Annotated in this window: 7 protein-coding genes; all 7 read right to left on the minus strand. The window is 46.8% G+C overall.

Features of this window, described 5'->3' with window-relative positions:
- Positions 1 to 22: 22 nt before the first annotated feature.
- The 7 genes from AC0YN4_RS23940 to AC0YN4_RS23970 all read right to left on the minus strand — a co-directional run bounded on the left by AC0YN4_RS23940 (position 23) and on the right by AC0YN4_RS23970 (position 15,268).
- Positions 23 to 2,752, minus strand: coding sequence for a stalk domain-containing protein (locus tag AC0YN4_RS23940; RefSeq protein ID WP_475836966.1), 2,730 nt, complete (start codon positions 2,750 to 2,752; stop codon positions 23 to 25).
- Between the two features lie 154 nt (positions 2,753 to 2,906).
- Positions 2,907 to 7,331, minus strand: a complete 4,425-nt coding sequence (locus tag AC0YN4_RS23945) for an Ig-like domain-containing protein (protein WP_475836967.1) — start codon at positions 7,329 to 7,331, stop codon at positions 2,907 to 2,909.
- A gap of 133 nt (positions 7,332 to 7,464) precedes the next feature.
- Positions 7,465 to 8,670 carry a methionine adenosyltransferase gene (gene metK / locus AC0YN4_RS23950; protein ID WP_475782994.1) on the minus strand — a complete coding sequence of 402 codons (1,206 nt, stop codon included), beginning with the start codon at positions 8,668 to 8,670 and terminating at the stop codon, positions 7,465 to 7,467.
- 236 nt (positions 8,671 to 8,906) lie between these two features.
- Positions 8,907 to 9,179 (minus strand): small, acid-soluble spore protein, alpha/beta type, encoded by a 273-nt coding sequence (locus AC0YN4_RS23955; RefSeq protein WP_475836968.1) that lies wholly within the window; start codon positions 9,177 to 9,179, stop codon positions 8,907 to 8,909.
- An 89-nt stretch (positions 9,180 to 9,268) separates the two neighbouring features.
- Positions 9,269 to 9,772: a hypothetical protein gene (locus tag AC0YN4_RS23960; protein ID WP_475836969.1), complete on the minus strand. Its 504-nt coding sequence runs from the start codon at positions 9,770 to 9,772 to the stop codon at positions 9,269 to 9,271.
- A 72-nt stretch (positions 9,773 to 9,844) separates the two neighbouring features.
- On the minus strand, positions 9,845 to 12,340 hold the full coding sequence (locus AC0YN4_RS23965) for a hypothetical protein (protein ID WP_475836970.1): 2,496 nt from the start codon (positions 12,338 to 12,340) through the stop codon (positions 9,845 to 9,847).
- Positions 12,341 to 12,457: 117 nt separating this feature from the next.
- Complete coding sequence (locus AC0YN4_RS23970) at positions 12,458 to 15,268, minus strand: S-layer homology domain-containing protein (protein ID WP_475836971.1); 2,811 nt, start codon at positions 15,266 to 15,268, stop codon at positions 12,458 to 12,460.
- Between the last annotated feature and the right edge of the window lie 396 nt (positions 15,269 to 15,664).

The following is a 15,664-nucleotide window of genomic DNA, read 5'->3' on the forward strand; positions in this document are numbered from 1 at the left end:
TAACCGTTAGTAGGCGACCATCTCATTCAACGGTAATCGTACCCAATTTACCGTCCCAATTTACGTGTAGGCCCAATTGCTCAGACACAAGTCTTATCGGGACTAAGGTACGACCACTCCTCGTAATCGGAGCCACTTCAGACTGTTTTCGGACACCCGTTAGCAGGAAATCACTTCTTCCTACCCACATTTCAAGCAGCTTATCGCCGCGAAGTACGGAAACACGTTTAAGCGCAGCTTCCCAACCGATTTGTGCGCCCATCGCCTCAGTTACGAAGCGAAGCGGCAAATACGTCGTACCGTCTAGCAGAAGAGGTGCTACGTCCATCTTATAAGGCTGACTGTCGATCTTAGCTGATTTAGAACCAACCTTTAACTCGATCTTCACATGTTTGGGTTCCGGAATCACCGCCGGATATTGGAACGCCATGTTATCCCAGGCCAGTGCACCTGTGAGCGCACGCTCATCCTGACCATCCTCAAGGGAAGCTACGTAGAGACGTTTGAGCGTGATCGGATACGCCATTTGGTCAGCAGGCAAATTCACTTTAATCTGCTTCCAGCCGATCCAGTCTACCTGCTTGGCAAGCGTCACCAAGTGGGCTGCGCCTTTGCTATCCACAAATTCAGCTCGCACCCAGTTCAAGCTTCCATCGCCCATGACATCTACCGTCATCGCCGAAGGATTGCCTTCTACTTTGCGTCCGGTGCCATTAAGCACGGCATAGGCCGCCTTAGTTCCGGTGCCCCCGGTAAAATCATACTGCAATTGCAGGACATTCGTTGCATTCTCACCGGTAAGTCCCGAGACCACCATAGAGGTCCCCACTACACCATTCGTACCTTGGAACGAAATTGGGTAGGTCTTCCCTTCAAAATCATCGAATTTTTTGTCGGTTCCTGCAACAAGCGCCGTCATCGCGGAGAAACCGTCATAACGGGCGATCAAATAGCCTACCGATGCGGAAGGGTTTACCGTTCCGATGGTTAACGTATTCCCGCTCCATGCGCCGGTAAAGCCGCGCAGCTCCCACTTCAGCGAGGATGCCGGGACCGTTAGCTGACGACCATCGTTCAAGGTTACATGTACCGGAACAGTCAGCGATTTACCACTCTCAAGTACGAGTGAGCTTGCATCTACAGTCATGGACGCGATCGATTCGCCGCCGACGACTTCAAGGTCCAGCTTATCGCTAATCTCGCCGGATTTGACGCTAATGGACGTCTTGCCTACTTTAGTCGCTGTAAACGTGCTGCCATTGAAGGTTCCCAGTGCATCGCTGGTCTTCCATACCGGAGTCAGTGAGCCTGGTTCTACCGGATTGTAGTAGTTGTCATAGGCTTTCATGGAGTAGGACGCTTGCTGCCCGAGGAACAGTACGCTGCTGCCGCTCGCTTTAATCCCTTTCAACTGACCTGTCGGAGCCAGTGAGAATACGCCAAGGCCATTAGCCACCTGACGCTGCGTATCGCCATACTCCGTCGGGAATGCCAGCTGCGTGCTTGTATCGCCGAGCGGACGCGCGATCATTGTGGTGGAACCGCCGCCGTCGAGGTTAACACCGCGCCATACCGATAGCTGCACCATCAGCTGCTGCAGCTCAGGCAATGTCACGCCTTGACTGCTGCCGCTGTCTTCGACCGTAATGAGCATGACCTTCGTGCCGTCTTTGGAATAACCGACGGCCGTGCGCGCACGGTCCGTGTTTGGACTGATACTGCTTGGATTTCTTGTATAGGTAGCCGCTGCGCCATTATCGACCAGAATGGTGTGACCGCCAATGAGCATTTGCAAGGAGTTCGGGTCAATCTTCTGTCCCGTAGACTGGGCAATCAGATTATAGGACGCGTTTACCGGTTGTCCGACTTGAAGATGCTCTCGCGCATACTGAGCTGCTTTGCCATGTGTCCGAAGAATATAGCCGTCTGCAGGAATTGTGTTTCCCGGAATCATGCCATTATCGACGAATTGCGTGACGATCCCATTCTGAACAAGCACCTCTGTCGGTGTTGTTGAGCTGTCCGTCACATCCGGGCGTGACTGCGTCCATGCACTCGTATAGATGTACATCGCATTGGCATGACTGAATGCATTGTCCGGCTCCGTGCGGTAGGCCGCCTTATTAATGCCGGATAACGAGAAAGTCGAACCATCGCCTGCGGTTACGCTTCCTTCGAATCCATAGGAATCAATGATAGCTTTCCGATCTGCGGTCACGGCAAAAGCATACATGCCAGTCAGCTTCGACGGACTGACAGTCAGTAATCCTCCGTTCACTTGCGCGCCGATTGGGTTCCCTTTGCCATTAGCCGTGTTGAAATAATCGCCGTTAATGCCGGCAACCGCTCCGGTCTTATTCACCATACTGCCGACGGAGCTCACGCTGGATACCGAGCCCGGTTTGCCGTTCATGACATCTAGTTTCACGTAGGGATTGGTCAAATCGATTTCAATGACATGAACGCGGGACAGTACTGCACCTTCCCCTGGCTTGCTTGTCCATGTATAGTCGACGCGCTTGGCGCCGGAAGTAATCATTTCTTCTGACATACGAACCAACTGTTGCTGTTGCTGCTGCGTTACTTGTGTGGTAGTGGTTTGTGGTACGGCCTCTGTCTCGCTTGCTGCTGCGGCCGTTGATGGCCATGCTATTGTGGAAATCGGCTGAACGAGCAGCGCTGCTCCCAGCGTCAGTGTGATCAGTTGTTTACCGGCCTGCGAGGTCTTCTTCGTCTCTTCTAGTCTGCGCATTACTCTTGCAACTCTCCCATCACATAAATGTCCTATGATGGTTAGACTATAAAACTAGTAGAAAAGTTACGAGTGATAGAAGACTCCTATCAACATCATTCGACCGACAAAAAAAAGCTATCCGTGTCGATTCGACAGGATAGCCCTATTTCTCTTAAATATCGATAAATTCCAAGTAGCTTAGAAGCCGTTTCAGCATGACTGCAGCCTCTGCTCTTGTCGCTTTATTTTTGGCACCAAAGGTACTGGTCGTCAATCCGCTAATGATGTTAGAGTCGACAGCTTTAGCTACGTCGGTTTGCGCCCATGTCCCGATTTTGCCGCGGTCGGTGTACTTCTTAAGCAGGTTCGTCGTCGTTTGCTTCGGTACGATGGAGATGCCTGCAGCGCTTGCTGCACGCACCATCATGGATGCCATCTCTTCGCGCGTAATCGGATTGTTAGGCTTGAATGAGCCATCTGCCATCCCTTTCACGATTCCGGCCGCACTCGCCGCCCCAATGTAGGCAGCAAGCGCCGTAGAAGTATTCACGTCTTTGAATTTGCCGGCAGCTGTACGGTCACCGGCTAGGCCGAGCCCTTTGGCTATGAACATAGCAAATTCTCCGCGCGTGATGGCCTTCTTCGGAGCGAAGGTCGTAAGCGTATTGCCCTCGACAATATATTTCTTCGCCAGCAGTAGAATGTCCGCACGTGCCCAGTGATTAGTCAAATCGGTATACCCAGCAGCACCTTGCACGACCGCATACACACTGTTCCCTTTCCGTTTGAACGAAATGACAGACTGCCCATTCGCGTGAGTCACTCGAGTCGGTACATAGGAAAGCTTGTTTGTTTGCGGATCCAGCCATGCAACCGATACGGCTTTGCCATCTAATACGGCGTTGCTAGTAATAGACCTTGTCACATAGTTATTCAACGATTCCACGTTCTTCGTCATGCCGTTGCTGGAAACCGACATTTCGAAGCTGATGGGATTGATGAGGATTTGCGCATTAGATCCGTTCAACTGAGAGGTAAGCGTCGATCCCAGCGTTCCGGCATTTGTGTCGATCGACACATTCAACTGCCCGACTGCGCTTGCCGCATTCATCATTTGGCCAAGCTGTGCGTAATTGAACGCGCTGAGCGGGAATTCATAAGTCACATTCTTATACACAATCGCGAAGGTTGCATTGGATGTCGCTTTCTTCGTATCTTCCAATGTTCCAAGCGGAAGCGCGACTATTGCCGCTTTCTCAGAGTCCGGCACCGTGAAGACCACACGTGGCAGCGTGCCCCCGGCTTTCCGAACCGCGTTGTACGCTTGTGCCACCTTCTCGGAAGATAGGATAAACTTGTTCACTGCATTGCCTGCCGGAGAAACGGCTGAAGCCGTCGTCGCGCTGGCCACTTTGATCTCCAAGCCTCCGCCTACCGCAGACTTGAAGTCGCCGCTCGTCGAATCATCCCATGTTGTCTGATTCGCCACATTCGAATCCGTGAACGATGCAGCTATCGCACCGGTTGTGGATCGAATAGAAGTACCGGCACTGCTGTAGCTCGCCTTGACCACATCTCCGACACTTATCGGCGTGTACAAGGAGAGTACAACAGCCGAACCTTTAATGGCTGCTGAAGAAACCGGACGAGACACATTATTCACCTTTATGCTGAATTGCGACGTTGAAGGCAGGTAGGATGTATTCAAGGCATTGGAGAAGGTAATGGTTACTTCGCTGCCTTTGGCCACGATCCCATTGAGACCAAGCGTTGTCGTTCCGCCAGCATTCGCCTGCATCCCGCTGAACGCCTGTGCCGGAATTCCTCCAAGGTCCGTAATCGCCGGTGTCCCGCCTAAGTAAGTGATCAATATGACATCACTGGTAATCGTGGAGATGGGTAGACTCAGGATGACTTGTGTCCCATTCACGGTCACATAGGAGACTGCTCTTACCGTTCCGTTCACCGTCACATAGAAAGATGAGGTGTAAGGAATCAGCGCACCGTTAAGTCCTTCGTCATAGTTTAACGTGATGGTATAGCCTGATGAAGTTATGGATTGCAACAACGGTGCTTTCGCATCCTGTCCGTTCTGAATATAGAAGCTGCTGAACGACGCAAGCGCATTGTTCGATAAGTCGCGAAGCGGATAGGATCCTGCGGAATAAGACAAGGTGACCGACTGTCCTATAGAAGCGGAATTCCCACTGAAATTCAGGAAGACCGTATTTCCGCTGCCGCTGATTTGCGTCACCGTGCGGTATGCACCATCAATCAGAACCGTAAATTGCGAATACGCATTCTGATTTAAGGCTGCCAATTCTTCACTCATGGTCAATATGATCAAGTTGCCTGCAATTGTCCCACTGACTTGGCGAGGTGCTACGGAGTCCGGCACATTCGAAACCGCCAAATTCGAGAAATTGGCTGCTGCCGTTCCCGTTAAATCTTTAATCGGCTTGGAACCGGCTGAGTAAGATACTCTTATCACTTGGCCATAAGAAGCAGCACTCTGCAGCGTGAGCGTCACGACTTGCCCGCTTACTTGTACAGCCGCAACCGCCCGTCCCGCACCATTCACGGTCACATAGAAATTAGCGGGAACCGGTATCGAATCTGTGGCGGTACTTAAATTCTCGTTGTAGGTGATCGCAATCTTAGTGCTTCCTACCAGATCAGCCCTAGTCACAGATGGAGCGCCTGCCGCTCCTGAAGAGGTTTTGAACGTCCACTGATATTGATTGAGAATCCCGTCGAATGGATTACCGGCCAAATCGGTTACGACGCCTGCTGCCATCTCGACATAATAGTCTGTATTAGGGTTCATCGCGCCGCTAAGCGTAATGAATAGATTCCGATTGTTATTCGGATCAATCGCATACGTTGTTGCGATCGCAGAACTGCCTGAGCCGGCAGTAATAGGTCTGATTACGATTGCAGGTGAATCGGCACCAAGTAGAATCGGTTCGCTGAACAAGGCTTCCAGCTTCATGCCAAGCACCGGAACATCAATGGCCGTATTAGCAGGCGTTTGCGTCACGATTGTAGGCGCCACGCTATCTTGGGTAACCGTGAAGCGCCAAGCACTTGAGCCTGATAAGCCTGAATAATAGTTCCCTTTCGCATCTGAGAACGCTTGTCCGCCAATTTCAACATAGTAGCTTTGATTGTTCACGTAGGTTTTACTCGTATCCGTCACGATGATCTTAGTAGAACCTCCGCCGCTAACCTTGGACGAAGTAACCGGTATCGATGCGAACACGGCACCGGAAGGATAGGTGCGCACGGTGATGTTTCCTGTGCCCGGATAGACCGGCTCACTGAAGTTCATCTCCAGATTGATTGATGTTGATGATTGTGCGTTAAGAGGTTTCCGTTCTGCAAGCAAGGCAGGTGGCGTTGTATCGTTGCCCGGATCCGTGTAGAAATTCCATGAAGTCGCATCCTGCATCCCTTGATATTGCTTAGATGAATCTGAAGCATCCACAAATGCTCCTGCATCAATCAGGATATAGAACCCTGTATTCGCCGCAAGGTCAGCAGGTGGATTGATGATGACAGTTGACCCGGCTCCGCTGGCAACGACCGATACCGCTGAAGAAGTAACACTAATCGGTTGTTGTACCGTGCTGTTATCTGAAATTTTGTTGATACTGATCGTGCCGGTATTCACCCTAACCGGGCCTGGGAAGGAAAGCGTAAAATTCGAAGCTACGCTTACGGCAAAAGCATTATCTGCCGGCGATAGAACCGCAGTCCCGATCGGTGGGGCATTGGTCGTAAATCTCCAGCTCGAAGCGGTTATTCCGCTGAAGTTGTTTCCTGCAGCATCTTGAAAAGCCCCACTCGGTACAATGACCTCATAGGTGCTATTCCCCTGCAAGCTGTTCGGCAAACTTACGACAATAGATTTGCCTGCACTGCCGCTCCCTGTTACATTGATCGAATTGACGCTAATGGATTGCGTATCAGCAGGCTGATTAACATTGGTAACTGTAATATTGCCGCTGGCTGCATACACTGGCTCACTAAATACCATCGTCAAGGAGGTTCCTACCCCAGCCGTTGTCCCATTCGCCGGTGTCAGTGGACTAGGAGTTGTCGACAGGGTCGGCGCTGTTGTGTCGATTGCCGATACCGTTGTGAAGACCCAGCCTACTGCGCTGGTTAGTCCTGCGAAGTTCGTATTCGCATCGTTCGCGAAAGCCCCTGCATCTATCGTGACGTAGTAGCTCGTATTAAGCGCGAAATTCGTGCTTGGCGATATCGTAACGATGTTCCGGCTCGTTCCGCTGCCGATAGAAACCTTGCTGTCGGACGCAACCGTATAGGACTCGAACAACTGATTATCAAGCTGCCTGCGAATTTGAATCGTCGCGGAGCCGGTTCCTTTCTTCACGTTTTCGTCGAATGCTAATATCAAATTGGTATTCACCGGTACATTTGCGCTTTGGACCGATGGAGAGAAGCTGGAAATAACCGGACCGCTGGCGGCGGCCGATACGTGCGCGGGTTTACTTGCAAATCCGCCGATGATGAAGAATTGCACCACCATCAATACTGTGAAGATTGAAATCCATCTGCGATTTCGGACCACTATTACCCACTCCCTAATTAAGACACATGTACTATATTTTTCGGCTCGGAGAGGTCTGAAATGAAGATAAAGTTAAGCGTTGCACAAAAAAAACCGCTCCTTGTGGGGAGCGGTTCGATTATGGAGTCAAATACTAGCGCAGAGCGTCTGCTTTCAGCAAATCTGCTTTGTCAACGCGTTCCCACGGTGCATCGATGTCTGTACGACCGAAGTGGCCATAAGCTGCTGTTTTACCGTAGATTGGACGACGAAGGTCAAGCATCTTGATAATGCCTGCAGGACGAAGATCGAAGTTGTTCTTGATGACTTCAACAAGAACTTCCTCATCGACTTTACCTGTGCCATACGTGTCAACATTGATCGAAACCGGGTTTGCTACGCCGATTGCGTAAGCAAGCTGAATTTCGCATTTGTCTGCAAGGCCTGCCGCAACGATGTTCTTCGCTACATAACGCGCTGCATAAGCTGCGGAACGGTCAACTTTTGTAGGATCCTTACCGGAGAAAGCACCGCCGCCGTGACGAGCGTAACCGCCGTACGTGTCCACGATGATTTTACGACCTGTAAGACCAGCATCACCTTGAGGACCGCCAATTACGAAACGGCCTGTTGGGTTGATAAAGTATTTCGTTTCTTCGTCGACCAATTCTGCAGGAACGACAGGAGCGATAACATGCTTACGGATATCAGCTTGGATTTGCTCCAAAGTCACTTCTTCCGCATGTTGTGTCGAAACAACAATCGCATCTACACGTACCGGCTTGCCGTCTACGTATTCGATCGTTACTTGCGTCTTACCATCCGGACGGAGGTAATCCAGCGTACCGTTCTTACGTACTTCCGCCAATTGACGAGAAATGCGGTGAGCAAGCGCGATTGGAAGCGGCATAAGTTCAGGTGTTTCGTTCGATGCAAAACCAAACATCAAGCCTTGGTCGCCTGCACCGATATCCGGGTTCTCTTGATGAACGTTCTCTACGCCTTCACGCGTCTCAAGCGCAGCGTTAACGCCTTGCGCGATGTCAGCGGATTGCTCATTAAGCGATGTAAGAACCGCACAAGTGCTGTAATCGAAGCCGAATTTCGCACGCGTGTAGCCGATATCCTTAATAGTACGGCGAACGATTGCAGGAATATCGACATAATCCGCTTTACTGCTGATTTCGCCGATAACAAGCACCAAACCGGTTGCTACCGAAACTTCGCACGCTACGCGCGCGTACGGGTCAACCTCAAGAAAAGCATCCAATACCGCATCTGAAATTTGATCACATATCTTATCGGGATGGCCTTCAGTAACGGATTCCGATGTGAACAAATGACGTCCTTTAAGTGACATCTAATCTCAACCTCCTACAGCTTTCAAAATTCTAAGTATGATGAATAACATGCACAAAATGCTGGGACTCTATAAGAAAATGAATACCCGATAATGGGTTCTATATAATGCCCAACGTTTCGATTTCAAAAAATGAACCTTTTCCGATGTGTAATCCGGAAAAGGTCTCATGAATACTCTCTAAAACAGTATGATACCGAAACTGTCGCTTTGTGTCAATGGCAATAGCCGTCTAACTACGATAGACCTTTGAGGACCTGCTCTGCACGTTGGACGAGCAGCCTTGTCATATTCCCGCCTACAGAACCCGCGTCTCTTGTCGCAAGCTGTGACCAATTGACATGACCGCCTGAACTGCCTGTTCCGCCAAGCTCTGTTGCGAATTCCGTATCACCAGAACCGGCTGCAGATCCACCTGACATTAGTCCAAGCTCGGCTGCAATTTCATACTTCATCTGATTGAGCGCCTGTGCACATTCCGGAACAACTTTGCGATTACTTCTCGACATGATAAGCACCTCCTGATGGGATGCTTATAGCTTGTTCCGGAATGCTCACTTCGAAGCGGCTAACTTCTTGTCAGATCGGGTAAAAATAACTATTGCTGCACTTGCATCTCATAAGCACCACGAACAAGTACCGTTAATCCGGTCTTCTGTCCGACTTGCGCCGTCACGCCACGACCACCGCGTGGGAACAGAATGAAATGATTATTAGGCACAGCTTTACCATTCGTAATGTCCTTACCATCCGTTAGATCAGATATCCCGTTAGCGTCTGAACTGTAGGCCATCGCTTTCCCTGCCCGAACGATAAATTCCGTACCATCCTTGGCAACAAGCCGCTTCCCGACAGGAACCGTGACGACTTCTACTTTAGATGAACCTCCGCTCTGTGCCATTTCTTCGCGGAACGCATCGAACATCTCCTGCAGCTTCTTGTCGTCCATACCGCCGTTTTGCTTAGCCAACTCCGCCTTCACAAGCTCAGCTACTTGTTTATCGATGTAGCTTTTCGTTACGACGGGGTCGTTGACGGAGCCAGGGGTATCGCTAGTGCTGTCACCATTTACTTGATTGGAGACAATATTTACCCCAATCAATCCAACTCCGGCTAAAAAAACTAATAAGGCCCATTTTGACTTACGATTCAATTAAAATCCCTTCCCAACTGTTTACCATGCATTCGTTAAGGCAGTGTTTACCTTTTGCGAAGCAAGTAATTTCTTATGTCCTTCGAATTGATCATAGACATTAATGATGAACGGTCGGTAGATTGCTCCCCATAGTTTTTGATCTTTGAATGAGATCGTTTTAGTGAGATCGGTACCGAGTTTCAATGCGTCATTGCCATTCTCTAATTCAAGAACCTGTTCAAACTTATTATCATTATCTACTATTTCGACAACAATTTTATGCAATCCTGCTACTTTTTCATATTCGAATATTTTCGACAGGGTATAAGTAAAATCAATGTTTAACTCGTATGAATCTGCTAACGAAAACGACAATTTACTCATAGACATTTTATAAGGATTTACGACCATATTATCAAAAGTCGTTAACACATTATTATTTTCCTGTGGCATTTCGTATTTCACTGCATTAACATAGCCATCAGATGTACTATCCGGAAGGGTGAATTTCCCTTGAGAGATTCCTTGACCAATCCACAGCTCCGCACCCGTTAGATCATAATCCATCGGTAAGTTTGCATATGCCATAACAAGGCTAGTTTTATTCGGCGTTACCTTATCTTTAATATTCAGGAAGCTAGCTTGTACAAAGTTTCCATCCTTGGTCTTAAAGTAAGCTTGTAAATTGGCTAAATTAGCGAAACGTTGTTCTAAACTTCTGTAATCGAACTCTGCATAAAGCAGTTTTGTCTTGGCATCTGTATTCGTATAGGTTTTGATTTGAGTTAATTTCAAGTTAGCTTTACGGCCAATTCCTTTGATTGTTAAGCTGTCGGCAGCTTTTACTGTCGGAAGTGCCATTTTGTTAGAATTTAACTGGAAACTGCCGATAGGCGTTGTAGCAGTCCCATCTTGGCCACCAACTTCAGATAATGAAATCGTAATATTATTCGAAGCAAATGTGTAAGGAACTTTCGTAGTCACAATAAACTCTGTACTCCCTAAGCCCGCTACAGCGACAGAATTATCTGTACGTATAAGCTGTACATCCTTATCGTCCAAAGTAAACCCGTTAATATCAATAGAAGCTTTAATATTAGGTACAGACTTTGTAGTTGCAACTGGATTACGCACTGAAATTATTGCATTGATCACATCTTGCTCTCCCCAAGGCAAACGCTCTCCACGTAATACTGAGAACTCATATAATCCTTCCTGGGTGTTGTACTGTACAGTACTTTGATTTGCATTTTCATTCGTGCTCTTTGCAGGAACTTCATATAAACCCACAACAAAGCCTTTTTTGTTTGCTTCGCTTGTTTTGCGAATAATGAGTTTCAAGTGATCCGTTTTAGCTTTTGCAGGAAGATTGAATTGTACGTATTGTTCTTTAGCAAGATTAGGCGAAAGTTCAACAATTGTAGAAGTCTGTGATTGCTTTGCAGGATAAAGTGCTCCATCTTGGGTCATAATAAAATAGCTATAGGACGGCAGAGTTACCGATGATTTACCGCTGTTATTAAAATTGAGGTACATCGATAATAGTTGAGTGTCTCCGTCTTGGTTGTAATAGGCTTCTCTAATCTTAGTGTCGATTACAGTATTGTCGACCCAAAGTTTACCCACTGCCTTAGGTTTTACGTACGCTTTATCTAAACTTTGCGGTTTCATCGCATATAAAGCAACAGGCACTTCCACCTTAGTCTCTTCATTCGCTCCAGTGACAATTAGTTGCATGTTGGGATCAAGTTTAGTTATAGGCAAGCTCCCATATAGCTGAATTTCTTTTGATCCTCCTGGTGCCAACTGTTGATCATCGGACATTTCTGCATTTAATTTGCTTAAAGTACCGCCAGATCGTTTTATGTAGAAGTTCAGCGTATTCAATGGAATTGTTTTATCGCTATAGTTGGTTACACGATATGATAGCGATCCTTCAAGTTTCCCGTCAATTAAGGCAAATTGACTACGAGCCAGAATACTGCTCATTTTTAGATTGTTTATCTTCACAACCTTACCCGTACCAGCTGGAATCACTGGATTATAAGCGGCTGGAACAGAAACTTGCCCTACTGTTCTCGTGTAGCTAGGTGTACTGAAATCCCATTTCACAAGCTTGAAAGAAAGATTCGATAAATTTAACGTTGGGTTAACTTTTGCTGAGAAATGATAATCCGTTGTAGTCTTAGAGACCACTTTATTCTTCTTAGCATCTTGCTCATCTAATTTTATGGAGTACTTGATTCCGCTCTTTGTCCATAATTCAACCCAGTAATCAGAGAAATCCATTTCCTTATTGGAACCGTTATATACGCTTAAAGTAAAGTGAACCACCTTCTCATTGGCACCATACATGAACTGTAAGTCTGTTACTTGTGCAGTACTTCCCCCACCCAAAGAAAAGGCTTTAATTTTATTCGATGCAACTTGGCTTGAGGCAGCAGAAGCAGTTACAGGTTTAATTACATTCGAGATAGGAAGTAATACAGTAGAAGCAACAAGTATCGAAATACCTGCATGTTTGATTAATCGCATCTGTTCATCATCCTTATTTTAGATTCTAAACATATAGACGAATATATGATTGAAAAGTTTCAGTATAAAAGAAAAACAGGACCGATTGCTCGGTCCTGTCTTTGGAGAAACTTGTTACTAAGCTTTTACAACTACTTGGAAAGTAATTGTTTTACCGTTAGCTGTGATAGCAACAACATTGAAAGTGTCGCCAGCAACTACAGTGGAGTTAGCTTGAGCTGCATCAATTACGTGGCCGTTAGCTACGTTAGTGATGTAAACTTTCGAGAATGCAGTTGTAATTTCTACGCCGTATTGGTCAGTTGTTTTTACAGATGCAGCAGCCAAAGTTTGAACTTCTGCAACAGTATCAATAGCTGCTTTAGCAGCAGATACTACAGTGTCGCTCTCTTTAGTACCAGCGCCACCAGTTTTCAGCTCAAGTTTGTCAGCCGCAGAAGCAGCGTTGGAAACTTTTACTGTTTTAGTGATAACTTCACCAGCACCACCAGTTACAGTTACTACGAAAGTACCTGTTACATCTCCGTTAGCAAACGAACCTGCTGCAAATGCAGCGTGAAGTTTGTTTGAAGTTGGTGTAGTAGTGGAAAGACCAGCAGTAATTGTATCTACTGTGAAGAAGGAGTTAGGAACAGCAACTTTCGAACCGTCCGCAAGAACGCCGTTTACAGTAACTTGACGATCATGTGCAGCAGATGCATCAAGCAAAGTAGCTACGTCAGCAACTTCATAAGAAGCGATGTCGCCTTTTTCTACTACTTTAACGTTGAATGTGTATGCACTAGTACCAACTTCTACGCCGTTGTTCAACAGTTTAACTGTGATTGTCGACGAACCCTTAGCAACTGCAGTCAATTGGCCGTTTGCATAAGTTACTTTACCAGTGTCGGAGCTTGTTACTGCCAATGTGTAGTTACCAGCACCCCATGTTGGAGTGATGTCACGACCGTATTGGTCTTTAACAACAACATTGTCTGTATCGAAATCTACAACAGCTGTTTTAGTCAGTTGCGTTGCAAGATCTGCAGTTGCAGAGATTGCATATGGTACAGCTGCATCAACAACACTGATTGTAAGTGGAACTACTTTACCAGTACCTGTGATAACAGTAACTGTAACTGTACCTTTAGTTGTTACACCACTTAGTACAAGTTTAGCTGTTTTCTTAACATAGTCTTGAACGAATGTAAGAGTACCTGCGCTCGAAACTTTGGAAAGAAGTGCGCCTGTTGCATTGATGGAGCTTGCGGAAGTAACAGCTACACCAAATTGGTCAACTGCTGTGAACGGAATTTCGATGTCAGCACCAGCTACTGCAACTTGTGGCGCGCTCAAGGAAATTGTGTCTACTTTAACAGCATCTTTAACTGCTACGTCGAACATTGCAGTTTTACCAGTTGTTTTGGAGATGATGGAAACTTTTGCAGTACCGGCAGTAGGCGTACCTGCCAATTGAAGCAATAGAGTTCCGCCGTCAACATTAGCATTGTAGGAAACTGCACCTACGTTGATTACAGCTGGGTTGGAAACAGTGATCAAAGTGTCAGCAGCGAAATCTGCTGCGTTAACCAGTTTGTTACCGTATTGGTCTTTAGCGGATAGCTCCAGGTAGTACTCGCCTGCAGTCGATCCAACAGCTAGTGTGCCATTGTCTGCATTGTAGATTTTGCTAATAGCGATTTCTGCAACTTGTGCTTTATCAGCTACAGTCAGTACACCAGAAACGAATGTGCTAGTAGCTGTATCGATAATGCTTACTGCTACTTTCTCGTCTTTAGCGAAAGCTACGTTAGTTTTACCAGCTGCAGGGGCATTAGCAGTATCGTTGTCGATAGTCAACACGCCGTTAGAACCTAGTGTTGCAGTACCTTTACCAGTTGTAACTGTTACGCCAGTGTTAGTGGAAGTAACATCTTCTCCGTATTGGTTGGAGATTTTTACAGTAGTAGTTACGATTTTAGCATTAGTACGGTCTAGAACAGCTTTGTCAGAAGCTAGCTCGATCTTCGTAACTTTCGAAGCTTCAACTTTTAAAGTCGAAGTAAGAGTAGTTTCGCCAACTTTAGTTGTAACTGTGTAGTCACCAGCAACCAGGTTGCTTGCGAATTCAAGAGTTGCTGTTTTCTTGTCGTCGGAGTAAGTTGTTGTAGCAACGTTTACTGTTGCGCTAGTGGAGTTTTTCACTGCGAAAGTTACTTTAGCAGCGTCAACAGCTTTGTTGAACTTCACTTCAAATTTCTTAGCGCCAACAACTTTAGCTTCAGCTGTAACAGCTACATCTTCTGGTTGTGCAAGATCGTAAGCTACGTCTACTAGTTGACCGCGAGTTGCGTTCACTTGGTAGGAAGGAAGCTCAGGAAGCAAGCCAGCTTCGATAGCTGCTGCTACGAAACCTTTAGCCCAAGCAGATACTTTACCAGTTACTGCTTTGTCAGAAGGCTCAACGCCTGCTACCAAGTCAGCTACTTTAGCGATTTGCTCGATTGTTACTTTACCGGATGGACCGAATTTGCCGCCGCCAAGACCGTTAAGAAGGCCAGCTTCAGATGCAGCGCCGATAAATCCAGCTGCCCAGTGAGTTTTTGCTACGTCGGAGTAAACGTTAGCTGCAGAGTTTTCTGCAAGCTCGCTTAGCTTCGTAAGTACTTTAGCGAACTCAGCGCGAGTCATTTCTTTGTCAAGACCAGCAGTACCGTCTGGGAAACCGCTGAATACGCCTGCTGCTTTAAGTGCGTCGAATTTCGCTTGTGTGGACAATTCAGTTGTAGTTGCGCCGTCAGCAGCAAATGCCACCGATGCTGTAGATAGAGTCATAGCTGCTGCTACGAGTAGAGTTAAACTTTTTTTCATAACCTTTTTGTCTCCTCCTATATAATGCTTAGTTTCTTTAGAGTTTTGTTTAGAATATAGATTGCTCGTTTGTCTCATTGGCCGATTCACCCCCTTTCACGAGTTGAGCAGATTTCGTATAAATAATGTCTGCTGGAAGTATTCCTTGTAGGAACCTGTCGCAGAATCTTGTAAACAAAAGTTGACAAGAAAAATCTGGTAGAGTCTGAACACCACTATAACATTATACAATGGCCTATTTCTAGCGTAAAGAGCAATTTGAGAATTAGTTCCAAGTGCTCCGCTACGCTTGATCAGCTTTCCTGTTGCCTTGTTCATGTAATTAAACGCACAGGTTTCGAAAAAGTTGCGATGTGAGGAAAAGTTTTTTGAAATTTCTTTAAAACTTCATCTCTAACGCTATTTAATCGAATTTGTCGATATGCCACATGAACTAGAACAACTTGTCTACCACGTTGTTTATTATAAGCCGAA

The organism is Paenibacillus sp. J22R3 (assembly GCF_056269305.1).

Excerpts from the sequence above, each read along its gene's own strand:
- AC0YN4_RS23940 (WP_475836966.1), bottom strand. The coding sequence starts at position 2,752 with ATGCGCAGACTAGAAGAGACGAAGAAGACCTCGCAGGCCGGTAAACAA.
- metK (WP_475782994.1), bottom strand. The coding sequence starts at position 8,670 with ATGTCACTTAAAGGACGTCATTTGTTCACATCGGAATCCGTTACTGAA.
- AC0YN4_RS23955 (WP_475836968.1), bottom strand. The coding sequence starts at position 9,179 with ATGTCGAGAAGTAATCGCAAAGTTGTTCCGGAATGTGCACAGGCGCTC.
- AC0YN4_RS23965 (WP_475836970.1), bottom strand. The coding sequence starts at position 12,340 with ATGCGATTAATCAAACATGCAGGTATTTCGATACTTGTTGCTTCTACT.
- AC0YN4_RS23970 (WP_475836971.1), bottom strand. The coding sequence starts at position 15,268 with ATGAGACAAACGAGCAATCTATATTCTAAACAAAACTCTAAAGAAACT.